This is a genomic window from Microbacterium rhizophilum, assembly GCF_039605615.1.
In the GTDB taxonomy this organism is placed as follows: domain Bacteria; phylum Actinomycetota; class Actinomycetes; order Actinomycetales; family Microbacteriaceae; genus Microbacterium; species Microbacterium rhizophilus.
Genome location: NZ_JBCNUN010000001.1, coordinates 349,315 through 372,745 on the forward strand (window position 1 = coordinate 349,315; position 23,431 = coordinate 372,745).

Genomic DNA, 23,431 nt, shown 5'->3' on the forward strand with positions numbered 1-23,431 from the left:
CTGGGGCGGGCCTTTCTCATTCCCCGAAGGGGCGGCGGGTGGCGATGACGGCGATCATGCGCTCGAGTGCGAAGACCGGATCGCGCGACGCGCCCTTGACCTCGGCGTCGGCGCGGGCTGTGGCCTGGATCGCGAGGCCCAGCGTCGACTGGGTCCAGCCGACGAGATCGCGCTTGGCGTTGTCGACCTGCCAGTCCCTCATCCCGAGGCGCGAGGCGAGCGCCCGCGACGACTCCCGGGATCCCGCGACCTTCGCCATCGTGCGCAGCTTCATGGCGAACGCCGCCACGATCGGCACCGGATCGGCGCCCGACGCCAGGGCGTGACGCAGGCCGACGAGCGCGTCCCCGTAGCGGCCGGCGATCGCACTGTCGGCCACCGCGAATGCGTTGAGTTCGACCCGTCCGCCGTAGTAGCGGTTCACGATCGCCTCGGTGATGTCGCCCTCGACGTCGGCGATCAGCTGCTGGCACGCGGAGGCCAGTTCGCCGAGGTCGCCGCTGAAGGCCGACACGAGGGAGTGCAGCGCCTTCGGGGCGATGCGGCGCCCGACGGCCTTGAACTCGCCGGCCGCGAAGTCCTGCCGGTCGGCGTCGCGCTTGATGGCCGGGCACGGCACCTCGGCTCCCCCGCCGACGCCGGCGCGGACCGCGTCGAGCAGCTTCTTGCCGCGCACGGTCGCGCCCGTGTGACGCAGCACGACGGTCGCGCCCTCCTGGGGATGCTCGATGTACGCCAGGGCCTCGGCCAGGAACGCGTCGCTGCACTTCTCGACGCCCGACACGCGCACGAGCCGCGGCTCGCCGAACAGCGACGGCGCCGATACGGCCAGCAGCGTGCCGGCCGTGTAGTCGTCGGCACGGATGTCGGCGATCTCGAGCGCCGGGTCCTCGGCCTTCAGGTAGTCGCGCACGCCCGCGATCGCGCGTTCGGCGCAGACCTCCTCGGGGCCCGTCACCAGCACGACCGGCGCGGGGCGGGGGCTGCGCCACGGCAGCTGCGGGATGGCCGACTTCGCACCGGCCGCCTTCGACCGGGAAGCGGGTGCGGGAGCCATGCCTCCAGCCTACCGGCGGACCCGGACACCGCCCCGGGTCACGGCGGCCGCTCGCGCCACACCGTGACGCCGTCGGCAGACGGCGCGATCAGGACGAGGCCGGACAGATCTGTGCGTGCGATCACCGCGCCCAGGGCGCCGAGCGTGGCGAGGATCTCGTCGCGCGGGTGGTCGTAGTCGTTGTCGATGCCGACCGAGATGAGCCCGACCGCCGGGCGCAGCTCCGCGTACAGCGCGGGCAGCTGGTCGGCGCTGCCGTGGTGCGCGACCTTCACGATCGGGTAGGTCCCGGCGATCCTGCCCGTGGCGAGCATCGCGGCCTGCGCCGAGGCCGACAGGTCGCCGAGCAGGATCGTGCGCGGAAGGTCGGGACCGGCGATCTCGATCACGACGCTCGCGTCGTTGCCGGCCGGGAAGGCGCGGGACTGCGCGCGCGGCCACAGCACGGTCCAGCGCGCGGCGCCGAGCGCGCCGGTCATGCCCGCGGTCGCGGCGACGCGCTCCGCGACTCCGAGGTCGTCGAGGACGCGGGCGTCCGAGGCGTCCGCGAGTGGGCCGTGCAGCACCGTGCTCACCCGGTCGCGCAGGGCCGTGATGCCGCCCACGTGATCCAGGTCGAAGTGGCTCAGCACGAGGAGGTCGATCCGGTCGATGCCGAGCCGCGCGAGGCAGGCGGCCATCGGCTCGGACTCCGGTCCCACGTCGACCACTGCGACCGCGCCGGCCGAGCGCAGCACCAGCCCGTCGCCCTGGCCGACGTCGCACGCGGCGACCGCCCAGTCCCGCGGCACGGTCAGCGGACCCGCGACGCCGCTCAGCGCGCTGAAGCCCGTCGAGATCCCGGCAGCGACGGCGAGCACCACGGCCGCGACGCCGCGCAGGCGCCGGCCGGCGATCCCGTCGCGGCCCGCACGGACCAGCGCCACGCCCGCGGCGGCGCCGAGCAGCCCGAGCACCAGCGCGCCCGCGAGCCCCGGCACCCATGCGAGCCGGCCACCCGGCAGGGTCGCGAGCGTCTGCGCCGTGGCCGCGATCCAGGCCGACGGCAGCCAGGCGATGGCCGCCAGGCCGTCCGCGAGCACGGGGATGGGCGCCGCCAGACAGGCGGCGAGCCCCACGATCGTGACCACGGGCGCCGCGGGGCCCGCGAGGAGGTTCGCCGTGACGCCGTAGAGCGGCACCTCGGGCGCCAGCAGCACCAGCACCGGCCCGCAGGCGAGCTGAGCCGCGAGCGGCACGCTGAGCGCCGCGGCGAGCGGCATCGGCAGCCAGCGCGACAACCCGCGCGCGAGGGGGCCGGCGAGCAGCAGCAGCGATCCGGTCGCGACGACCGACAGGGCGAAGCCGTAGCTCGTGGCGAGCCAGGGATCCCCGAGCAGCAGGATCGTCGCCGCGAGGGACAGCACGGACACGCCGGCGCCCATGCGGCCGAGCGCGAGCCCCAGCAGGGCGACCAGCGCCATCGCCGCGGCGCGCATGACGCTCGGCTCGGGCGTCACCAGCACGACGAAGCCCGCCAGCGCGGTGACGGAGAGCGCGATCCGCATGCCGCGCGGCGCTCCGCACAGCGCGGCCGCGCCGAACGCGATGCCGACGACCAGCGCGCAGTTGGCCCCGGAGACGGCGGTCAGGTGACTGAGGGACGTCGCCTTCATCTGCGCGTCGAGCTCGTCGGACACCGCGCGGGTGTCGCCCACGGCGAGGCCGGGCAGCAGCATGGATCCCGGCGCCGGCAGCGCGACCGCCCGTTCGACGAAGCCGTCTCGCAGCGACACCGCCGCCGCCAGCGGCCCGAACGGCCCCGCCGTCACCTCGGCGCCGCGCGCGAACACCAGCAGCGCGGCCCGGTCCCCCGCGTCTCCGGCCTGCGCGGCTCCGGTCACGACCACCGCGGAGCCGAGATCCAGGCGCGGGCCCTCCACCGCGTCCGCGGGGACGCTCACGGTGACCGGCACGGACCCGCGCAGCTCCTCCCTGCCGCGCGCGATCCGCTGCGCCTCGCCGTCGAACCAGAGGGTCTCGCCGTGCTGCTCCACCTTCGACGTCGCCACCACCGTGAGCTCCACGGAGCGCCCGCCGCCGACCGCGAATTCCACGACCGCGTCGCGCGACGGCATCGCCACCGCGACGTGCGTCGCCAGCGCGCCGACGGCGGCGCACGACAGCAGCAGGATCGCGAGGAGCGCGCGCCGGTGCGCGGCGACCCGGCCCCACGCGCAGAGGCCGACCGCGGCGACCACCCATGCGGCGACCGCCGTCGCCACAGCGCTCTGCGGAAGGATGACGACCAGCAGCGCGGCCGCCCACGTCGCGCCCGCGATCGGCAGCAGGCGGAGGTCGCGGGCGCGCAGCGCGCTCTCCGCACCCTCGCTCACCGGACGGACGGCGGTCATCCGACCCTCACGTGCGGGCGCAGCGACTCGAGCATCTTGTCGCCGATGCCCGGCACCGCGAGCAGGTCCTCGACCGCGGTGAACCGGCCGTTCGCGTCGCGCCACTCGAGGATCCGCTGCGCCAGCGCGGGGCCGATGCGCGGCAGCTCCTCGAGCGCGGCGGAGTCCGCCGTGTTCAGGTCGATCGTCGCCGCACCGCCGGCAGGCGCCGAGCCCGTGGTCGCGGGGCCCGCGGCCGGGGGCGCGGCGCCCTTCTCGGGGACGACGAGCTGCTCACCGTCGGCGACGACCCGCGCGAGGTTCACGGCGGCGCGGTCCGCCTTGTCGGCGAATCCGCCCGCCGACGCGACGGCGTCGACCACGCGCGATCCGGCCGGGAGCACGTACAGCCCTGGCGCGCGCACCTGGCCGTCCACGTGCACGTAGATCCGCCCGGCCGCGACCGTCGCGCCCGGCGTGGGCGTCGGACCCGCGACGTGCTCGGTGGGCGCCGTGGCGCCGCGCCACACGCCGATCGCGACCGTGACGGCCAGCGCCGCCAGGACGAGCACGACGACGGCACCCAGACCGAGCCTCGCCCGGCGCGGCGGCGCCCCGATCTCGGCGATCGGCCCGGCATCCGTCCCGTCGCTGCCCGCCACGTTCCCACGCTAGGGATCCGCGCCCGGCCGCCGACGCGGATCCCGCCCCCGCGGGAGAGCGCGCGACGGAGCGATCCTGGGGACGAGCATGCGCGTGCCGCTACTTCGTGGAGAAGCTCACGACCTTGGGCGCTCGCACGATGGCGCGCACGATCTCCCGGTCGCCCAGCGCGCGCAGCACGCGCTCGTCGGCGCGCGCCAGGCGCTCCAGCGCCTCGGTGTCGATCTTCGCGGGCACCTCGAGCGTGGCGCGCACCTTGCCGTCGATCTGCACGACCGCCGTGACGGACTCCTCGACCAGCAGCGCCGGGTCGGCGTTGCGCCAGGTCGCATGGCCGACCGAGGCCTCGTAGCCCAGCAGCTCCCACATCTCCTCGGCCGTGTGGGGCGCGAACAGGTCCAGGATCATCGCGGTCGCCTCGACGGCCTCGCGCACGGCCGGATCGGCCGGTCCCGCGGCACCGTCGACGGCCTTGCGGATCGCGTTCACGAGCTCCATCAGGCGCGCCACGACGACGTTGAACTTCGTCTGCTCGACGAGCACCGGCGCATCGGCCAGCAGGCGGTGCGTCACGCGGCGCAGGCCGGCGTCGCCCTCCGCCCACACGACGTCCTGACGGCTCGAGACCTCCTGCGCGAGGCGCAGCGCGCGGGCCAGGAACTTCTGGGCGCCCGTGGTCGAGACGTCCTTCCAGTCCTTGTCGTCCTCCACGGGGCCGGCGAACGCGAGCGCGATGCGCACCGCATCCGCGCCGTGCTTGCCGAGCTCCTCGCTGAACAGCACCAGGTTGCCCTTGGACTTCGACATCTTCGCGCCGTCGAGCAGCACCATGCCCTGGTTGATCAGGCTCGAGAACGGCTCGGTGAAGTCGACCAGGCCCATGTCGAACAGCACCTTGGTGATGAACCGGGCGTACAGCAGGTGCAGGATGGCGTGCTCCACGCCGCCGATGTACGAGTCGACGGGCGCCCACCGGTCCGCGTCCCGCGGGTCGAACGCCTTCTCGGCGTTGCCCGGCGACAGGAAGCGCAGGAAGTACCAGGAGCTGTCGACGAACGTGTCCATCGTGTCGGGGTCGCGCAGGGCGGGCTCGCCCGTGCGCGGATCGGTCGTCTCGACCCAGCCGGTCGCCGCTCCGAGCGGCGAGGAGCCCTTCGGCTTCAGGTCCAGGCCCACCGCGTCGGGCAGGCGCACCGGCAGCTCGTCGGCCGGGACCGGGACGATCTCGCCGTCCTGCGTGTGGATCATCGGGATCGGCGTGCCCCAGAAGCGCTGACGCGAGATCAGCCAGTCGCGCAGGCGGTACTGCTTGGCGGCGCGGCCCGTGCCGGCGGCCTGCAGCTGCTCGATCACGCGCGCGATCGCGTTGCGCTTGGACAGCCCGTCCAGCGATCCGGAGTTGATCATCCGGCCCTCGCCGGTCAGCGCCTCGCCCGTGTGGCGCGGGTCGAGCCCGCTCAGCTGCGGGTCGATCGGCACGCCGTCCTCGTCCACCTCGATCACGGGGATCGCGCCCGTGATCGGCGCGGTGGTGTCCACCACGACGCGCACCGGCAGGTCGAACGTGCGCGCGAAGTCGAGGTCGCGCTGGTCGTGCGCGGGCACGGCCATGACCGCGCCGTGGCCGTAGTCGGCCAGCACGTAGTCGGCGGCCCAGATCGGCAGGCGCTCGCCGTTGATCGGGTTGGTCGCGTAGCGCTCCAGGAAGACGCCCGTCTTGGGACGGTCGGCCGACTGACGCTCGATGTCGGTCTGCTTCTGCGTCTGCTCCAGGTAGTCCTGGAAGCGCGTGCGCGCCTCGGGCGACGCGTCCGAGACCAGCTCGGCGGCCAGGTCGCTGTCGGGCGCGACGACCATGAAGGTCGCGCCGTGCAGCGTGTCGGGGCGCGTCGAGAACACCGTGACCTTCTCGGCCCGGCCCTCGATCTCGAAGTCGATGTCGGCGCCGATCGAGCGGCCGATCCAGTTGCGCTGCATCTGCAGCACCTTGTGCGGCCAGCGGCCCTCGAGCTGGTTCAGGTCGTCCAACAGGCGGTCCGCGTACTCGGTGATGCGGAAGTACCACTGGGTCAGCTTCTTCTTCACGACCTCGTAGCCGCAGCGGTCGCAGCGGCCGTCGATGACCTGCTCGTTCGCCAGCACGGTCTGGTCGTTGGGGCACCAGTTGACCGGGCTCTCCTTGCGGTAGGCCAGGCCGCGCTCGTGCAGCTGCTGGAACAGCCACTGGTTCCAGTGGTAGTAGTCGGGGTCGCTCGTGTGGAGCACGCGGCTCCAGTCGAACGAGACGCCGTACGCGTTCAGGCTCGCGCGCTGCTGCGCGATGTTGTCGTAGGTCCACTGGCGCGGATCGGCGCCGCGCTGGATCGCCGCGTTCTCGGCCGGCAGGCCGAACGAGTCCCACCCGATCGGGTGCAGCACGTTGTAGCCGCGATGGCGCCAGAAGCGCGCCACGATGTCGCTGTAGAGGTAGTTCTCGGCGTGCCCCATGTGCATGTCGCCCGAGGGGTACGGGAACATCGCCAGCACGTACTTGCGGGGGCGCGTGTCGTCCTCGCCGCCCGCGAGGAACGTCTCGTTCTCGGCCCAGTGCTTCTGCCACTTGGCGTGCAGCGCGTGGACGTCGAAGCCGCCCTCGTCGGGCGCGGCGGTGGAGGGGGTGGAGATCTGCGACACGGGTGGGACAGCCAATCGATCGAGAGCGCGCCGAATCGGGCGCGTCGGTGCGAGATTCCAGGTTAGCGCCCGGATCCCGCCCCTATGCTCGACGCGTGGATGAGGCGCTGCGCTGGCTGCTCGACACGGTGGCGTCGGTCGACCCCGTGCTGCGCACCACGCTCGCCGGCCTCGCCATCATGCTCGAGACGAGCGTGCTCGTCGGGGTCGTGGTGCCGGGCGACACCGTCGTCATCGTCGCCGCGACGGGCGTCACCTCGTTCGCCGAGGGCGTCATCCTCGCGATCGTGGCGATCATCGGATCCCTCGCCGGGGAGTCCATGGGATTCGGGATCGGACGCTGGCTCGGACCGCATCTCCGCACGTCCCGGGCGGGGCGCTGGATCGGCGAGAAGAACTGGGTCCGCGCCGAGCGCTACGTGCAGCGCCGCGGCGGCATCGCGATCTTCCTGTCGCGTTTCCTGCCCGTGATGCACTCGCTCGTGCCGCTCACGGTCGGCATGAGCACGTACTCGTATCGCCGCTTCCTCCTCTGGACGCTGCCCGCGTGCGTGATCTGGGCCACCCTGTACGTCTCGATCGCGGCGGGCGCCGCCGCCTCGTACCGGCAGCTGTCGGACACGGCGCACTGGGCCGCGTACGTCTTCGTCGGCGGCATCCTGCTGCTGGTCGTGGGGGTGTTCGCGGCGAAGAAGGTCATCGCTCGCGCCGAGCGGCGTCACCTGAACGACTGACGGGCAGAACTGTCTCAGGCCCGGCGCCACGGACATGGAAGACTGTTCGCGATGTCCACCACCGCGCCCCGTGACCGGATCCACTGGATCGCCCGCATCGAGCGCCGCATGCACACGTGGCGCGAGCGCCGCGCGCGCAGGCGGGGCCGCAAGCCCTCGGTGCTCGTCTTCCCCGGATACGGCGGGGACGGCTGGGCGCGCGTGCTCGGCCGCGTCCTGATCGTCCCGGCGATCAAGCGCACCTCCAGCGGCGAGCTCGCGAGCGTGCGCGGGTGGCGCAGCTTCCTCGGGATCCCGGTCGGCTACGCGACCGTGCGCATCACGATCGGCGACGAGACGCACGAGGTCGTCGCCGATCGCGGCGGCGTGATCGACGCCCGCATCGAGGCGAAGCTGCAGCCCGGCTGGCAGCTGGTGACGATGTCCGTCGAGGGCGGCGAGCCGAGCGAGTCGCTGGTGCAGATCGTGGCGCCGGGTGTGCGCCACGGCGTCGTGAGCGACATCGACGACACCGTGATGGTCACCGCGCTCCCCCGTCCGCTGCTTGCGGCGTGGAACTCGTTCGTGCTGGACGAGCACGCCCGCCAGGCGGTCCCGGGCATGGCCGTGCTGCTCGGACGGCTGACCCGGCAGCACCCCGGCGCGCCGATGATCTACCTCTCCACGGGCGCGTGGAACGTCGCGCCCACCCTGACGCGCTTCCTGAACCGCCACCTGTACCCCGCCGGCTCGCTGCTGCTGACCGACTGGGGTCCCACCCACGACCGCTGGTTCCGCAGCGGCCGCGACCACAAGACGACGAGCCTGCGCCGCCTGGCCGAGGAGTTCCCGGATGTGCGCTGGCTGCTGATCGGCGACGACGGCCAGCACGACGACGCGATCTACACGGAGTTCACCGCCGAGCATCCGACGTCGGTCGCCGGCGTGGCGATCCGCCGCCTGTCGCCCGCGGAGGCCGTCCTCGCCGGTGGCCGCACGGCGGTCAACGACCACTCCGGCGCGTCCATCCCCTGGGTCGCGGCGGACGACGGCGGCGGGCTCGCCGAGCGTCTCGAGGCCGTGGGCCTGCTCGCCCCCGAGAGCTGACGCCGGTCGTTCTCGCGCCTGCCCGCGGATGTCGGAGGCGCGGCATAGCCTGAGTGCATGTGCGGTCGATTCGTCGTGGCGAAGGTCGGGAACGAGCTGGTGGGCGAGCTGCGGGTGGACCTCGTGGCCGACGAGCTGCCGCCGCCCTCGTACAACGTCGCCCCGACGGATCCGGTCGCGATCGTGCTCGACTCCGCCAAGACCGAGCCGCCCACGCGCCGGCTCGAGATCGCGCGCTGGGGGCTGATCCCGTCGTGGGCGAAGGACACCTCGATCGGCGCCCGCGCCTTCAACGCGCGCTCGGAAGAGCTCGAGGAGAAGCGGATGTTCCAGAACGCGCTGCAGAAGCGCCGCGCGATCATCCCCTCCAGCGGCTACTACGAGTGGCAGCAGCAGGCCGGCGAGAAGGTGCCGCACTTCATCCACCCGGCCGACGGGTCGCCGCTGCTGTTCGCGGGCCTCTACGAGTGGTGGAAGGACCCGTCCAAGGCCGACGACGATCCGGCCCGCTGGGTGCTGAGCTTCACGATCCTGACCCGCGAGTCGATCGGCGAGCTCGGGTCGATCCACGGCCGCATGCCGGTGTTCCTCGACGTCGATCACGCCGACGCGTGGCTCGATCCGACGGTCGACTACCCGCGCGACGTGCTCGACGCCGCGGTCGACGCGGCGCCGTACGTGGCGGAGACCCTCGAGTTCCATCCGGTCGCGAAGGACGTGGGCAACGTGCGCAGCAACTCCCCCGCCCTGATCGAGCCGCTGCCGGCCGCCTGAGCCTCGCGCCCGGCCGCCCACGCGATAATCGAGAGCATGACCGCCGACCGAGTTCCCGCCGACGCCCGCACCCACATCGAGGATCTCGCCGCCTTCGTGATGGCCTCGCCGTCCTCGTACCACGCGGCCGCGGAGATCGCCCGGCGCGCCGAGGAGGCCGGGTGCACGCGGCTCTCCGAGGCCGAGGCGTGGGAGATCACCCCAGGCGGGCGGTACGTGGTGCTGCGCGACGGGTCCGCGGCGGTGTTCGCGCTGCCCGAGGCCGCGGCGGCCACGACGCCGTTCACGATCGTGGGAGCGCACACCGACTCCCCCGGCTTCAAGCTGAAGCCGAAGCCCACGACGTACGGCCCCGGCGGCTGGTGGCAGCTCGGGCTCGAGGTGTACGGCGGGCCGCTGCTGAACTCGTGGCTCGACCGCGAGCTCGAGCTCGCCGGCCGCATCGTCACGCTCGGCGGCGACGAGCACCTGGTGCGCACGGGCTCGCTGCTGCGCATCCCGCAGCTCGCCGTCCATCTCGACCGCGGCGTCAACAACGACGGGCTGACCCTCGACAAGCAGCGCCACACGCAGCCGGTCTGGGGCGTCGGCGAGCCCGAGAGCGCAGACATCCTGCAGGCGCTCGCCGCGCGGGCGGGAATCGACGCGGCAGACATCGGCGGCTACGACATCGTGGTCGCCGACACGCAGGAGCCCCGCGCCTTCGGCCACTTCCAGGAGCTGTTCGCGTCGGGGCGCCTGGACAACCTGCTGTCCACGCACGCGGGCCTCGTCGCCCAGCTCGAGGCGACGCCGGCGCGCTCGATCGCGATGTTCGCGTCGTTCGACCACGAGGAGATCGGCAGCGCATCGCGGTCGGGCGCGGCCGGCCCGTTCCTCGAGGACGTGCTGCTGCGGATCTCCGCGGCCCTCGGCGCCGGCGCCGAGGAGCGCGCGCGGGCGTTCGCCGCATCGCTGCACATCTCGAGCGACGTGGGACACGCGATCCACCCGAACTACCCCGAGCGCCACGACCCGGTCAACAAGCCCGTGGCGGGCGGCGGGCCGATCCTGAAGATCAACGCGAACCAGCGCTACGCGACCGACGCCCACGGCGCCGCCGCGTGGAACGCCGCGTGCGAGGCGGCCGACGTGCCGACGCAGGAGTTCGTGTCGAACAACGCCATGCCGTGCGGCTCGACGATCGGCCCGATCACCGCCACCCGGCTCGGCATCCGCACGGTCGACGTGGGCGTGCCCATCCTGTCGATGCACTCCGCGCGCGAGCTCACGGCCGTCGTGGACCCCTGGTACCTCTCACGCGCGATGCGCGCCGTCCTCGATCGCTGACATGGACCCGGCTCCCGGTCCCGTCCGCTTCCGCCTCGCGCAGGAGGAATGGCGCGCGCGCGAGCGGGCGCACGAGGAGCGGGCCGACGCCCTCACGGCCGCGCACCGCGCCCGCGCGTCCCGGGGCGAGCGGCACCCGGTCTGGGACTTCCTGTTCACGTACTACTCCTACAAGCCGGCGACGCTGCGGCGCTGGCACCCCGGGCCCGGCGTCGAGCTCGCGGACGCGGCGGACGACGCCCGGTCCGGATGGCGCTGGTACGCCCCCGGGTCGGGTCCCGGATCGCTCGTCGTCGATCGCGACGCGTTCGCGCGCGAGAAGGCGCCGCTGGCCCGGCTGATCGAGATCATGCTGCGCCGCCCGTCCGAGCGCCCCGGTCGCTTCGACTGCTTCGGCCTGCACGAGTGGGCGATGGTCTACCGGCAGCGCGACCACCGTCATCCGGTCCCGCTGCGTCTGGGGCAGGACGGCACCGACGCGGTCGTGGACGCGCACGAGCTGAGGTGCACGCACTTCGACGCGTTCCGGTTCTTCACGCCCGACGCGGTGCCGCGCAACCAGCACCGTCCGACGCGCGACCTGCAGCCCGCGCTCGACCAGCCCGGGTGCCTGCACGCGGGCATGGACGTCTACAAGTGGGCCGTCAAGCTCGGCCCGCTCGTGCCGGGCGAGCTGATGCTCGACGCGTTCGAGCTGGCGCGCGACATCCGCCGGCTCGACATGGAGGCCGCGCCGTACGACCTCGCCGAGTGGGGCTTCGCGCCCGTGCGGATCGAGACGCCCGAGGGCAAGGCGGAGTACGTGCGGCGGCAGCGCGCGTTCGCCGAGCGCGGCAACGACCTGCGCCGCCGCATCCTCGACGCATGGCTCCCCGGCAGTCATCCGGATCCCCGCACATCGCGTCGCGAGATTGCAGTGTTGTAAACAGATCGCCCAGCCCGGTGAGTGGCGTTCGTCACATCGGCGACCGTGTGCTTAGATCCAGGATCATGCGCCTTCCCCACCGGCGCACCCGTGTCGCACGCTCACCCGACGTGCCCCGGCACAGCCGGACGAGTCGTGCGGTCTGCAATCCAGAAAGAGGCACAATGATGGCTTCCCCCAGAAAGTCGAAGCGCGCTCGCGCGCTCGTCGTGGCCGTTCCCGCGGTCGCCGCGCTGGCCCTCGCCGGCTGCGCGGCCGGCGGCACCGGCGGCACCGATGGCGGCGACGACGCGTCGGGCGGCGGCGACAACCTGATCCTGGTCGGCACCACCGACAAGGTCACGACGCTCGATCCTGCCGGCTCGTACGACAACGGCTCCCTCGCGGTGCAGACGCAGGTGTTCCCGTACCTCGTCAACACCGACTACAACAGCACCGAGGTCGTCCCCGACCTCGCCGAGAGCGCCGAGTTCACGTCGCCGACGCAGTACACGGTCACCCTCCCGGAGGGCCTGAAGTGGGCCAACGGCAACGAGCTCACCTCGAGCGACGTGAAGTTCTCGTTCGACCGCAACCTGAAGATCGCGGACCCGAACGGCGCCTCGTCGCTGCTGTACAACCTCGACTCGGTCGAGGCCCCGGACGAGACGACCGTCGTGTTCAACCTCAAGACCGAGAACGACCAGGTCTTCCCGTTCATCCTGACGAGCTTCCCCGGCGCCATCGTGGATGAGGACGTGTTCTCGCCCGACGCGATCACACCGGACCAGGAGATCGTCGACGCGAACGCGTTCGCGGGCCCGTACACGATCACCTCGTACAACTTCAACGAGACGGTCGAGTTCAGCCCGAACCCCGACTACAAGGGCCTTCTGGACGCCCCGGCGAACGACGGCGTCATCCTGAGCTACTACTCGGAGTCGTCGAACCTGAAGCTCGGCGTGCAGCAGGGCGACGTCGACGTGGCGTACCGCAGCCTCGCGCCCACGGACATCGAGGACCTGTCGGCCGACGACGCCCTCACCGTGCACGAGGGTCCCGGCGGCGAGATCCGCTACATCGTGTTCAACTTCGACACGCAGCCGTACGGCGCGAAGACCGGCGAAGCCGACGAGGCCAAGGCCCTGGCCGTGCGCCAGGCCGTCGCCGACCTCGTCGACCGCGAGGCGCTCAGCGACCAGGTCTACAACGGCACGTACACGCCGCTGTACTCGTACGTGCCGGACGGCTTCGCCGGCGCCACGGAGGCGCTGAAGGGCCTCTACGGCGACGGCGACGGCGGACCCGACGCGGCCAAGGCCACGGAGACCCTCGAGGCCGCCGGCGTCGAGACGCCCGTCGAGCTGAGCCTGCAGTACAGCCCCGACCACTACGGCCCGAACTCGGCCGACGAGTACGCCCTGGTCGAGGAGCAGCTGGAGGCCGACGGCCTGTTCGACGTGAGCCTGCAGTCCACCGAGTGGGTGCAGTACTCGGAGGACCGCACCGCCGACGTGTACCCGGCCTACCAGCTCGGCTGGTTCCCGGACTACTCGGACGCCGACAACTACCTCACGCCGTTCTTCCTCAAGGAGAACTTCCTCGGCAACCACTACGACAACCCCGAGGTGAACGACCTGATCCTGCAGCAGGCCGTGACCCCGGATGTCGGTGAGCGCACCGCGCTGATCGAGGACATCCAGGCGAAGGTGGCCGAGGACCTCTCGACCGTGCCGCTGCTGCAGGGCGCGCAGACGCTCGTCAGCGCGGCCGACATCAACGGCGTCATGCTCGACGCCTCGTTCAAGCTGCGCTTCGCGCCGCTGACGCGCTGACCGCGTCGGAAGGGGCGGCCTCGCCTTGAGGCCGCCCCTTCACCATGACCGGGATGCCCGCCGTCATGGACTGCTGGACGAACAGGGCCGACGCGCCCGGAACCCCGTGAGGAACCACCTCGTGACCGAACTCACCCTCGTGCCCGACCAGCCGCCGCTGCCGCGGCCGGATGCGCCGGAGCCGCTGCGTCGCCCGCGGTCCGGCGGCTCGCTGGGACGCTACATCCTGATCCGCTTCCTGCTGATCTTCCCGACCGTGTTCATCCTCGTGACCACCGTGTTCCTGTTCATGCGGCTCACGGGCGACCCGCTCACCGCCGCGCTCGGCGGGCGCCTGCCGGCCGACCAGCTGCAGGAGCGCATCCACGCCGCGGGCTACGACCGGCCCCTGATCGTGCAGTACCTCGAGTACCTCGGACAGATCTTCACGGGCGACTTCGGCACGACCATCACGGACAACCAGCGCGTCTCCGATGTGCTGCTGCGCTACGGCGGGGCCACGCTCGAGCTGGCGTTCTACGCGCTCATCGTCGCGTTCGTCGTCGGCATCCCGCTCGGCATGATCGCCGCGGCGCTGCGCGACCGCTGGGGCGACGCCGTCCTGCGCGTGTTCGCCATCCTCTGCTACGCCACCCCGGTGTTCTTCGCGGGTCTGCTGCTGAAGCTCGTCTTCTCGGTGTGGCTCGGTGTGCTGCCCACCTCCGGGCGCGCCTCGCCCCGCGTCGAGATCATGCTGGGGCGCATCGACTCCCCCACCGGCATCTACCTCATCGACGCCCTCCGCTCCGGCAGCCCCAATGCGATCTCGGACGTCCTGTCGCACGCGCTGCTGCCGGGCCTGGCGCTCGGCCTGCTGACGGCGGGCGTGTTCCTGCGGCTCGTGCGCACCAACGTGATCGGCACCCTCGCGATGCCGTACATCGACGCCGCCCGCTCGCGCGGCGTCTCCGAGACGCGGCTCGTGCGCACGCACGCGTACAAGCCCGCGCTCATCCCGATCGTCACCGTGATCGGCCTGCAGGTCGCGCTTCTGCTCGGCGGCGCGGTGCTGACCGAGACCACGTTCGAGTGGCAGGGCCTCGGCTTCCAGCTGTCGCACTATCTCGGTGCGCGCGACTTCGTGGCCGTGCAGGGCATCGTCGCGCTGCTCGCCGTGATCGTCGCCGTGACCAACTTCGTCGTGGACATCATCGCGGCGCTCATCGACCCGCGCGTGAGGTACTGACATGAAGATCCGCGACCTGATCTCGCGCCTCCCCGTCGTGCACCAGTACCGGCAGTCGGTCGGACTGCAGCGCGGCATGCTCACCGCGGGCCTGCTGATCTGCGGCGTGTTCCTGCTCACGGCGCTGCTCGCGCCCGTCGTCGCGCCGTACGGCTTCGGGCAGCTGTCCGCCGGCGGCGAGCGGTTCGGCGCCCAGCAGCCGCCGAGCGCGGCCCACCCCCTCGGCACGACGGTCGGCGGCTTCGACGTGCTCTCGCGCGTGATCTGGGGCACGCAGACCGCGGTGCTCGTCATCGTGATCGCGGTCGTGCTGTCGATCTTCCTCGGCATCCTGCTCGGCCTCGTCTCCGGCTACTTCGGCGGCTGGCTTGACCGGGTCCTCGTCGTCATCGCCGACGCGATCTACGCGTTTCCGACCCTGCTCCTCGCGATCGTCGCGGCCATCGTGATCTCGGGCGGCCAGTCGAACCTGTGGGGCGGCGTGTTCGCCGCCGCCATCTCGATCACCGTGGTCTTCATCCCGCAGTACTTCCGCGTGATCCGGGCCGAGACGATCCGGATCAAGGCCGAGGCGTTCGTCGAATCGGCGCAGGTGATCGGCGCGCCCACCACGCGGGTGATGTTCCGCCACGTGCTGCGCAACGCGACCCGCACGCTGCCGCTGATCTTCACGCTCAACGCGTCGGAGGCGATCCTGACGCTCGCGGGCCTCGGCTACCTCGGCTTCGGCATCGAGCCGACGCAGGCGTCCGAGTGGGGCTATGACCTGAACCGCTCGATCGCCGACGTCACGAGCGGCATCTGGTGGACCTCGGTGTTCCCCGGCGCGGCGATCGTGCTGGTCGTGCTCGGCATCACGCTCGTCGGCGAGAGCCTCAACGACCTCGCCGACCCGCGGCTGCGCACCCGCCGCCGCGCCGCGGCCGCGACCCCGGCGGACGCCGCGGCCGCCTCGATGCCGATCGCGCGCCAGGACATGGGAGAGGTGGAGTGATGAGCACGCCGACTGCAGAGACCCGGGCCGTGGAGATCCGGGATCTCCGGATCACGTTCGCGACCGACGGCGGCGACGTCGCCGCGGTCAAGGGCATCGACCTCGACGTCCGGCCGGGCGAGGTGCTCGCGATCGTGGGCGAGTCCGGATCGGGCAAGACCGTCACGGCACGCAGCATCCTGGGCCTCCTGCCCGAGACCGCGCGCGTCGAAGGCGCCGTGGTGCTGAACGGCACCGACGTCGTGCCGCTCTCGGGCGGCCGCCTGCGGCAGATCCGCGGCACGGAGGCCGCCATGATCTTCCAGGAGCCGATGACCGCGCTCAACCCCGTCTTCACGGTGGGGTGGCAGATCGCGGAGGGCCTGCGCGCTCATGGCCGCGTCTCGCGCCGCGAGGCGCGCGCGAAGGCGATCGACATCCTGCGCCGCGTCGGCATCCCGGACCCGGACAAGCGCGTCGACGACTACCCGCACCAGTTCTCGGGCGGCCAGAAGCAGCGCATCGTGATCGCGCAGGCGCTCGCGCTGGATCCGTCGGTGATCATCGCGGACGAGCCGACGACCGCGCTCGACGTCACGGTGCAGGCCGAGATCCTGGATCTGCTGCGCCTCGCGCGCGACGAGTTCGGCACCGCGATCGTCCTGATCACGCACAACATGGGCGTGGTCGCCGATCTCGCCGACCGCGTGGCCGTGATGTACCTCGGCGACATCGTCGAGACCGCACCGGTGCGCGAGCTGTTCGCGGCGCCGCGGCACGAGTACACCCAACGGCTGCTCGGAGCCGTGCCGCGCCTCGAGGTCGCCGACCGCGCGTTCACGGGCGATGCGACGGCCGCGCCGCTCGTGCAGGCCCTCGGACTGGAGATCGAGTACCCCGGCCGCCTCGGCCGGAAGGCCTTCAAGGCCGTGCAGGCCGTGGACTTCGAGATCCGCCCCGGCGAGGTGCTCGGCCTCGTCGGCGAGTCGGGCTCGGGCAAGACCACGATCGGCCGCGCGATCGCGGGTCTGGCGCCGGTGACGGGCGGATCGCTGCGCGTGCTCGGACACGAGATGCTCGGGATGCGCGAGCGCGAGTTCCGCCCCAGGCGCCGCGAGCTGGGCTTCGTGTTCCAGGACCCGGCGTCGAGCTTCAACCCGCTCCTGACGATCGCGGAGTGCGTCGCGGAGCCGTTCGTCGTGCACGGCGTCTCGCGCAACGCCGCCGACGCGCGCGACCGCGTCGACGAGCTGCTCGACGCCGTGCAGCTGCCGGGGGACTTCGGCGACCGGTACCCGCACGAGCTGTCCGGCGGCCAGCGCCAGCGCGCCTCGCTCGCCCGCGCGCTCGCGCTCGACCCGAAGCTGCTGATCGCCGACGAGCCCACCAGCGCGCTGGACGTGTCGGTGCAGGCGCGCGTGCTCGACCTGTTCGTGGAGCTGCAGGAGCGGTTCGGCTTCGCCGCGCTGTTCATCACGCACGACCTCGCGGTCGTCGACCTGCTCGCGCACCGCGTCGTGGTGCTGCACCAGGGCCGGATCGCCGAGCAGGGCCCGACCGCGCAGGTGCTGGGCGCCCCGCAGGACGAGTACACGCGCCGGCTGATCGCGTCGCTGCCGGTGCCGGATCCGGTCGAGCAGGCCGCCCGCCGCGCCGCACGGGGGTAGCTTCCCAGGCATGGCCTCCGATCCGCTCGTCGACGTCGCGTGGAAGCTGTACGACCTGCCGCCGGCACGCTTCACCGCCGAGCGCAACGCGCGCGCGAAGGAGGTGAAGGCCGAGGACGCCGCCCTGGCGAAGCGGATCGCCGGGCTGCGGCGCGCGTCCGCCCCCGCGTGGATCGTCGGCCAGCTCGTGCGGCATCGCGCCGACCGCCTCGCACAGGTGCTCGAGCTGGGCGCAGAGCTGCGGGAGGCGCAGCAGGATCTGGATGCCGCCGCCCTCGTGCAGCTCACCCGCGACCGGCGCGCGCTGACCGCCGCGCTCGCCCGCGAGGGCGCGGCCCTGGCCGCGCAGCGCGAGGTCAACGCGCCGCCCGCGGTGCTCGACGAGGTGGCGCAGACACTGCAGGCCGCGATGGCCGACGCCGACGCCGCGGCCGCGGTGACCTCGGGCCGGCTGATCCGAGCGCTCGAGGCCGTCGGGTTCGATCCGGTCGACCTCACGGACGCCGTGGCGGGCCCCGCCCCCGACGGATCCGCCGCCGCCGAGCCTGCGGTCGACGAGCTGTCCGCCCGCCGGGCCCGCCGCGCGGCCGAGCGCGCCGTGCGGGAGGCCGAGCAGACCCTCGAGCGCGCCCGGGAGCGGGCCGAGACGGCGCGACGCCGGACCACCGAGAACGGGCGCCGGCGGGCGGAGCTGCACGACCGCCGCGAAGACCTGCGCGCCGAGCTCGCGTCGGTCGAGCGGGACCTCGAGCGGGCCGAGCAGGAGACGGGCGCGCTCGGGACCGCGCAGACCGAGGCCGACCGCGACGCGACGCGCGCGGCGAAGGCGCTCGACGTCGCCCGAGGCATGCTCGACGGCTGAGCGCAAGCCGGTGCTGCCGGCTCGCGGGATCCGGGAGGATATCCTCATGACCCCTGCGCCCTACGGCCTGCTGCTCGACGTCGACGGGCCGCTGGCCAGCACCGTGACCCGCTCCATCCGCGTCCCCTCGATCGCGGCCGATCTCGTCGCCATCGCGAACGCCGGCTGCCCGGTCGTGTTCAACACGGGCCGCTCGGACGGGTTCCTCGCCGAGCAGGTCATCCCGGATCTGGTGCGCGCGGGCCTCGGCGCCGACGCGCCCGTGTGGGGCATCGGCGAGAAGGGCGCCACGTGGTTCGCCGTCGTGGACGGCCGGATCGGCGCGGTCGAGGTCGACCGGGCCCTCGCGGTGCCCGACGAGCTCGTCGCCGCGTGCCGCGCCATCGCGCAGCGTCACGGGGACCTGATGTTCTGGGACGACACGAAGCGCACCATGGTCTCGCTCGAGCAGAACCTCGACGTCTCGAACGAGGTCTACCTCGCCCGGCAGCCCGAGGTCACGGCCGAGCTCGACGAGGCCATCACCGCCGCGGGAGCCCGCGACCGGTTCCACACCGTGCCGACCGTCATCTCGATCGACCTCGAGCACCGCACGGCCGGGAAGGCGCGCGGCGCCGAGCGCGCCATCCGGCTCGTCGAGGCGCGCATGGAGGTCCCGCGCCGCTGGTTCACCGCGGGCGACTCGAGCGGCGACTACGACATGGCCGCCTGGCTGCACGACGCCGGCTACGACGCCACCCACCTCGATGTGAGGCCCAGCGGCGACCAGCCCGTCACGCCCTACGCCGTGCTGCGCGAGATCCCCACGTTCCGGGAGGGCCACGCCGAGGACGACATCACCGCCGCGCACCTGACCCGCTGGCGCGCCGAGCTCGCGGTCTGACACCGCGAGACACGCCCATGCCGATCCGGATGGCCATCCCTCGCCTGCGCGGCCTGTTCGCGCTGTCGCGCATCGTGCTCGCGGTGCGCACGGCGATCGCCGCGGCCCTCGCGTGGTATCTCGCGCCGTTCGTGCCGTTCGCCGAGGCCGAGTACTCCTACTACGCGCCGCTCGGCGTCCTGGTCAGCATGTATCCGACGCTCGCGCGCTCCGCGCGCTCGGGCGCCCAGACACTCCTCGGGCTCGCCATCGGCATCGCGCTCGGCATCGGCGGGATCAGCCTGGTCTGGCTGGGCGCGCCCGGGATCGTCGCCCTCGGCCTCGTCGTCGGCATCGGCGTCTGGCTCGGGGGCATCGAATCGCTCGACGCCGGTCGCGACTGGATCGCGATGGCCGGACTGTTCGTGCTCCTGCTCGGCGGCGCGACCCCTGAGGACTTCTCCGTCTCGTACCTCGTCACGATGGCGTTCGGCGTCGCCATCGGCCTCGTCGTCAACATGGTGCTGTTCCCGCCGCTGTACCTGCAGCAGGCGGCCGCACGGCTCTCGACGCTGAGGGACGCCGCCGCGCGGCACCTGCACGACATCGCCGACGCGGTGGAGACGGGCGAGCTCTCGCGCGACCACCTGACCGACATCGTGCGCGACCTGCACGACACCGTCGGGAAGGTCACCGAGGCCGTCGAGGACGCCGACGAGAGCAGCCAGGCCAATCCGCGCGCGCGGCGCCGCAGGGAGGACCGGGAGCTGAACCGGCGCCGCCTCCACGCCCTCGAGCGCACGGTGTTCTCGATCCGAGACCTCGCCGATGTCCTGGCGCGCGCCGACGATCGCGACAGCTCCCGCGAGGCCGCCCACGATCTGCTCGCCGAGGCGATGCGTCGATCCGCCGACCTGATCGGCCAGCCACCCGGCAGCGAGACGGCGGCCGAGCATCTGGAAGCGGCCTCCGCGGCCCTCGAGCGCTACACGTCGGCCCTCGACGAGGCCGCGTCGGGCGCCGAGGCCCTTGCGTCGCCCTCCGGCGTCGCCGAGGAGATCACCGCCGCGGTCTGCCTGCGCCGCATGATCGACGCGTCGCGTCCGTTCGTCTGACCGGTCAGACCGCCGCCGGCACGGGCGCCAGGACGCGCTCGGCGCCCGCGTAGACGTTCATGGTCTCGCCGCGCAGGAAGCCCACCAGCGTCAGGCCCTGCTCGGCCGCGAGCTCGACCGCGAGCGAGGACGGCGCCGAGACGGCCGCGAGCACCGGGATGCCCGCCATGATCGCCTTCTGCGCCAACTCGAAGCTCGCCCGGCCCGACACCATCAGCACGTGCCGGCGCAGCGGCAGGCGGTCGTTCATGACCGCCCAGCCCACGACCTTGTCTACGGCGTTGTGCCGGCCCACGTCCTCGCGCAGCACGATGAGCTCTCCCGTCTCGGCGTCGAACAGCCCCGCCGCGTGGAGCCCGCCGGTCTTGTCGAAGACGTCCTGGTGCGCGCGCAGCGCATCCGGCAGCCCGGCGAGCGTCGCCGCGTGGACGCGAACATCGTCCGCCGCCACGTCGTACGCCGACACCGACTGCACGGCCTCGATGCTCGCCTTGCCGCACATGCCGCACGAGCTGGTCGTGTAGAAGTTGCGGGCGAGATCCGTGCTCGGCGGCTCGACCCCCGGCGCGAGCGCGACATCGAGCACGTTGTACGTGTTCTCCATGCCGCCGGTGCCGGGTCCGCCGCAGTGGATGGCCGAGCGGAAGTCGGATCCCGTGCGCACCACTCCCTCGGAGACCAGGAAGCCGGCCGCGAGCTCGACGTCGTGCCCGGGCGTGCGCATGGTCACCGCGAGCGGCATGCCCGCGACGCGGATCTCGAGCGGCTCCTCGACCGCGAGCGTGTCGGGGCGGCGCGAGGTCGCGCCGTTCAGCGCGATCCGCACGACCGGCCGGCGCTGCGTGATGCGTCCCATCCGGATCCTCCTATGCGCGCTTCTCGAGCCGGACGACCACGGCCTTCGACGTCGGCGTGCCGCTGACGTCGGCGGTCGAGTCGAGCGGCACGAGCACGTTCGTCTCGGGGTAGTACGCGGCGGCGTTGCGCCGGGGCGTGTCGTACGGCACGAGGCGGAACTCCTCCGCCCGGCGCTCCTCGATCCCGCCCGGACCGTTCCATTCCGACACGAGATCGACCATCTCGCCCGCCGTGAAGCCCAGCGCGCGGATGTCCTCGGTGTTGATCAGCACCACCCGCCGGCCGTCGTGGATGCCGCGGTAGCGGTCGTCCTTGCCGTAGATCGTGGTGTTGTACTGGTCGTGCGACCGGAGGGTCTGCAGCAGCACACGGCCCTCGGGGATCACGGGGTACTCGAGCGGGTTCGCCGTGAAGTTGGCCTTGCCGTTCGCGGTGGTGAACCGGCGCTCGTCGCGCGGTCCGTTCGGCAGGAAGAACGTGCGTCCCTTGTCGATCCGCTCGTCGTAGTCCTCGAAGCCGGGGATGACGCGCGAGATGTGCCCGCGGATCGCGCCGTAGTCGCCCTCCAGCGCGCGCCAGTCGGCGCGCGGCGCCTGCGGCCGCTCCGCGAACACGAGGTCGCACAGCCGCGACAGGATCGCCACCTCGCTCAGCAGGTCGTCCGCGGGCGGGGCGAGGCGGCCGCGGGAGCCGTGCACGGCGCCCATGGAGTCCTCCACCGTGACGCGCTGATCCACGCCGCCGCGCCGGTCGCGGTCGGTGCGGCCGAGCGTCGGCAGGATGATGGCCCGTCGGCCGTGCACGACGTGCGAGCGGTTCAGCTTCGTCGACACCTGCACCGTCAGGCCCACGTTCGACATGCCCTCCTCGACCACGCGCGTGTCGGGCGTGGCGCTGATGAAGTTGCCGCCGACGGCCATGAACACGCGCACCTTGCCGTCGCGCATCGCGCGGATCGCCTCGACGGTGTCGTAGCCGTGCTTGCGCGGGGCGGTGAAGGCGAACTCGCGGTCGAGCGCGGCGAGGAAGGCCTCGGCGGGCTTCTCGTAGATGCCGACCGTGCGGTCGCCCTGCACGTTGGAGTGGCCGCGCACGGGGCACACGCCCGCCCCCGGGCGGCCGATGTTGCCCTGCAGCAGCAGCACGTTGACGACGTCGCGCAGGGTCGGGACCGAGTGCTTGTGCTGCGTCAGGCCCATGGCCCAGCACACGATGGTCGACTTCGACTCGCGCACGATCTCGGCGATGCCGCGCAGCCGTTCCTCGGTGAGGCCGGTCGCCTCCTCGAGCGGCTCCCACGGCAGGCTCGCGACGTGCGCGGCGTACTCGGCGAAGCCCGCCGTGTGCGCGTCGATGAACTCGTGGTCGAGCACGCCGCCCGCGCGCGCCTCGACCTCCAGCAGGTGCTTGCCGATGGCCTGGAACAGCGCCTGATCGCCGCCGAGCCGGATCTGCACGAAGTCGTCCGCGAGCTTGGTGCCGCCCAGCAGCACGCCCTTGGGGGTCTGCGGGTTCTTGAACTGGAACAGGCCGGCCTCGGGCAGCGGGTTCACCGCGATGATCGTGGCGCCGTTCTCTTTGGCCTTCTCGAGCGCGCTGAGCATACGGGGGTGGTTCGTGCCGGGGTTCTGGCCCGCCACGATCAGCAGGTCGGCCTCGTGGATGTCGGTGATGGACACCGTGCCCTTGCCGATCCCGATGGTCTGGTTCAGCGCCGATCCGCTCGACTCGTGGCACATGTTCGAGCAGTCGGGCAGGTTGTTGGTGCCGAGCCCGCGCACGAGCAGCTGGTACAGGAAGGCCGCCTCGTTCGAGGTGCGCCCGGACGTGTAGAACACCGCCTCGTCGGGGTCGTCGAGGTCGCGCAGCGCTGTGGCGATCTCCCCCAGCGCCGCGTCCCACGTGATCGGCCGATAGTGCGTGCCGCCCTCCTCGAGCAGCATCGGCGTCGTCAGGCGTCCCTGCTGCCCGAGCCAGTAGTCGTCGTGCTCGCGCAGCTCGGCGACGCTGTGGTGGGCGAAGAACGCCGGACCCACCTTCCGCAGCGTGGCCTCCTCGGCCACCGCCTTGGCGCCGTTCTCGCAGAACTCCGCGGCGTGACGGCGGTCCTCCTCCGGCCAGGCGCACCCCGGGCAGTCGAAGCCGCTCTTCTGGTTCACGCGCAGCAGGGTCTGGGCGCTGCGCAGCACGCCCATCTGCTCGAACGAGATCTTCAGCGCGTGCATCACGGCGGGCACGCCGACCGCGTACTTCTCGGGCTCGCCGATCCGCAGCTCGGACTCGTCGATGTCCTCGGTGGGGGGCTTCGTCGCCATCGTCCCTCCTTCGTCTGCTGCCAGGCTACGCCCGGCCGGGGGCCCCGGGCGCGTGATTCCCGGTCTGCGGAGCACACGCGCGGCGCGCCGGTCCCATCCCCGCCGCGCCCGCGGCTCTATGTTCACC

General features: G+C 72.6%; 18 protein-coding genes. 12 read left to right on the plus strand and 6 right to left on the minus strand.

Going from position 1 to position 23,431, the window contains the following annotated elements; genetic code table 11:
* Positions 1 to 16: 16 nt before the first annotated feature.
* The 4 genes from holA to leuS all read right to left on the minus strand — a co-directional run bounded on the left by holA (position 17) and on the right by leuS (position 6,780).
* On the minus strand, positions 17 to 1,057 hold the full coding sequence (gene holA / locus AAD528_RS01800) for a DNA polymerase III subunit delta (protein ID WP_345750322.1): 1,041 nt from the start codon (positions 1,055 to 1,057) through the stop codon (positions 17 to 19).
* 38 nt (positions 1,058 to 1,095) lie between these two features.
* Positions 1,096 to 3,450 (minus strand): ComEC/Rec2 family competence protein, encoded by a 2,355-nt coding sequence (locus AAD528_RS01805; protein ID WP_345750323.1) that lies wholly within the window; start codon positions 3,448 to 3,450, stop codon positions 1,096 to 1,098.
* Positions 3,447 to 4,091, minus strand: coding sequence for a helix-hairpin-helix domain-containing protein (locus AAD528_RS01810; protein ID WP_345750324.1), 645 nt, complete (start codon positions 4,089 to 4,091; stop codon positions 3,447 to 3,449). The genes AAD528_RS01805 and AAD528_RS01810 overlap by 4 nt, the downstream gene beginning before the upstream one ends.
* A 100-nt stretch (positions 4,092 to 4,191) precedes the next feature.
* Complete coding sequence (leuS, locus tag AAD528_RS01815; protein ID WP_345750325.1) at positions 4,192 to 6,780, minus strand: leucine--tRNA ligase; 2,589 nt, start codon at positions 6,778 to 6,780, stop codon at positions 4,192 to 4,194.
* 80 nt (positions 6,781 to 6,860) lie between these two features.
* Between leuS and AAD528_RS01820 the strand changes: the two genes are divergently transcribed.
* The 12 genes from AAD528_RS01820 to AAD528_RS01875 all read left to right on the plus strand — a co-directional run bounded on the left by AAD528_RS01820 (position 6,861) and on the right by AAD528_RS01875 (position 20,131).
* Positions 6,861 to 7,499, plus strand: a complete 639-nt coding sequence (locus AAD528_RS01820; protein WP_345750326.1) for a DedA family protein — start codon at positions 6,861 to 6,863, stop codon at positions 7,497 to 7,499.
* 51 nt (positions 7,500 to 7,550) lie between these two features.
* Positions 7,551 to 8,585 (plus strand): App1 family protein phosphatidate phosphatase, encoded by a 1,035-nt coding sequence (locus tag AAD528_RS01825; RefSeq protein ID WP_345750327.1) that lies wholly within the window; start codon positions 7,551 to 7,553, stop codon positions 8,583 to 8,585.
* 57 nt (positions 8,586 to 8,642) lie between these two features.
* Entirely contained in the window at positions 8,643 to 9,359 is a 717-nt protein-coding gene (locus AAD528_RS01830) for an SOS response-associated peptidase (protein WP_345750328.1), read from the plus strand.
* A gap of 36 nt (positions 9,360 to 9,395) precedes the next feature.
* Positions 9,396 to 10,688, plus strand: coding sequence for a M18 family aminopeptidase (locus AAD528_RS01835; RefSeq protein ID WP_345750329.1), 1,293 nt, complete (start codon positions 9,396 to 9,398; stop codon positions 10,686 to 10,688).
* 1 nt (position 10,689) lies between these two features.
* A complete protein-coding gene (locus AAD528_RS01840; protein ID WP_345750330.1) occupies positions 10,690 to 11,613 on the plus strand; it encodes a 3-methyladenine DNA glycosylase in 924 nt (307 codons plus the stop codon).
* Between the two features lie 167 nt (positions 11,614 to 11,780).
* Positions 11,781 to 13,427: an ABC transporter substrate-binding protein gene (locus AAD528_RS01845; RefSeq protein ID WP_345750331.1), complete on the plus strand. Its 1,647-nt coding sequence runs from the start codon at positions 11,781 to 11,783 to the stop codon at positions 13,425 to 13,427.
* A gap of 157 nt (positions 13,428 to 13,584) precedes the next feature.
* Positions 13,585 to 14,652, plus strand: coding sequence for an ABC transporter permease (locus AAD528_RS01850; protein ID WP_345750737.1), 1,068 nt, complete (start codon positions 13,585 to 13,587; stop codon positions 14,650 to 14,652).
* 1 nt (position 14,653) lies between these two features.
* Positions 14,654 to 15,646 (plus strand): ABC transporter permease, encoded by a 993-nt coding sequence (locus AAD528_RS01855; RefSeq protein ID WP_345750332.1) that lies wholly within the window; start codon positions 14,654 to 14,656, stop codon positions 15,644 to 15,646.
* Positions 15,646 to 17,292 (plus strand): ABC transporter ATP-binding protein, encoded by a 1,647-nt coding sequence (locus AAD528_RS01860; RefSeq protein WP_345750333.1) that lies wholly within the window; start codon positions 15,646 to 15,648, stop codon positions 17,290 to 17,292. The genes AAD528_RS01855 and AAD528_RS01860 overlap by 1 nt, the downstream gene beginning before the upstream one ends.
* Positions 17,293 to 17,302: 10 nt before the next feature.
* Entirely contained in the window at positions 17,303 to 18,154 is an 852-nt protein-coding gene (locus AAD528_RS01865; protein WP_345750334.1) for a transposase, read from the plus strand.
* Between the two features lie 46 nt (positions 18,155 to 18,200).
* Complete coding sequence (locus tag AAD528_RS01870; RefSeq protein ID WP_345750335.1) at positions 18,201 to 19,037, plus strand: Cof-type HAD-IIB family hydrolase; 837 nt, start codon at positions 18,201 to 18,203, stop codon at positions 19,035 to 19,037.
* A 29-nt stretch (positions 19,038 to 19,066) separates the two neighbouring features.
* Positions 19,067 to 20,131 (plus strand): FUSC family protein, encoded by a 1,065-nt coding sequence (locus AAD528_RS01875; protein ID WP_345750336.1) that lies wholly within the window; start codon positions 19,067 to 19,069, stop codon positions 20,129 to 20,131.
* Between the two features lie 4 nt (positions 20,132 to 20,135).
* Here the strand turns inward: AAD528_RS01875 and fdhD are convergent, their stop codons facing one another.
* Both fdhD and AAD528_RS01885 read right to left on the minus strand, forming a co-directional pair.
* On the minus strand, positions 20,136 to 20,987 hold the full coding sequence (gene fdhD / locus AAD528_RS01880) for a formate dehydrogenase accessory sulfurtransferase FdhD (protein WP_345750337.1): 852 nt from the start codon (positions 20,985 to 20,987) through the stop codon (positions 20,136 to 20,138).
* Positions 20,988 to 20,997: 10 nt separating this feature from the next.
* Complete coding sequence (locus tag AAD528_RS01885; protein WP_345750338.1) at positions 20,998 to 23,304, minus strand: FdhF/YdeP family oxidoreductase; 2,307 nt, start codon at positions 23,302 to 23,304, stop codon at positions 20,998 to 21,000.
* Between the last annotated feature and the right edge of the window lie 127 nt (positions 23,305 to 23,431).

Coding starts and splice junctions, on each gene's coding strand:
- holA (WP_345750322.1), bottom strand. CDS start 1,057: ATGGCTCCCGCACCCGCTTCCCGGTCGAAGGCGGCCGGTGCGAAGTCG.
- AAD528_RS01805 (WP_345750323.1), bottom strand. CDS start 3,450: ATGACCGCCGTCCGTCCGGTGAGCGAGGGTGCGGAGAGCGCGCTGCGC.
- AAD528_RS01825 (WP_345750327.1), top strand. CDS start 7,551: ATGTCCACCACCGCGCCCCGTGACCGGATCCACTGGATCGCCCGCATC.
- AAD528_RS01830 (WP_345750328.1), top strand. CDS start 8,643: ATGTGCGGTCGATTCGTCGTGGCGAAGGTCGGGAACGAGCTGGTGGGC.
- AAD528_RS01835 (WP_345750329.1), top strand. CDS start 9,396: ATGACCGCCGACCGAGTTCCCGCCGACGCCCGCACCCACATCGAGGAT.
- AAD528_RS01840 (WP_345750330.1), top strand. CDS start 10,690: ATGGACCCGGCTCCCGGTCCCGTCCGCTTCCGCCTCGCGCAGGAGGAA.
- AAD528_RS01845 (WP_345750331.1), top strand. CDS start 11,781: ATGGCTTCCCCCAGAAAGTCGAAGCGCGCTCGCGCGCTCGTCGTGGCC.
- AAD528_RS01855 (WP_345750332.1), top strand. CDS start 14,654: ATGAAGATCCGCGACCTGATCTCGCGCCTCCCCGTCGTGCACCAGTAC.
- AAD528_RS01860 (WP_345750333.1), top strand. CDS start 15,646: ATGAGCACGCCGACTGCAGAGACCCGGGCCGTGGAGATCCGGGATCTC.
- AAD528_RS01865 (WP_345750334.1), top strand. CDS start 17,303: ATGGCCTCCGATCCGCTCGTCGACGTCGCGTGGAAGCTGTACGACCTG.
- AAD528_RS01870 (WP_345750335.1), top strand. CDS start 18,201: ATGACCCCTGCGCCCTACGGCCTGCTGCTCGACGTCGACGGGCCGCTG.
- AAD528_RS01875 (WP_345750336.1), top strand. CDS start 19,067: ATGGCCATCCCTCGCCTGCGCGGCCTGTTCGCGCTGTCGCGCATCGTG.
- fdhD (WP_345750337.1), bottom strand. CDS start 20,987: ATGGGACGCATCACGCAGCGCCGGCCGGTCGTGCGGATCGCGCTGAAC.
- AAD528_RS01885 (WP_345750338.1), bottom strand. CDS start 23,304: ATGGCGACGAAGCCCCCCACCGAGGACATCGACGAGTCCGAGCTGCGG.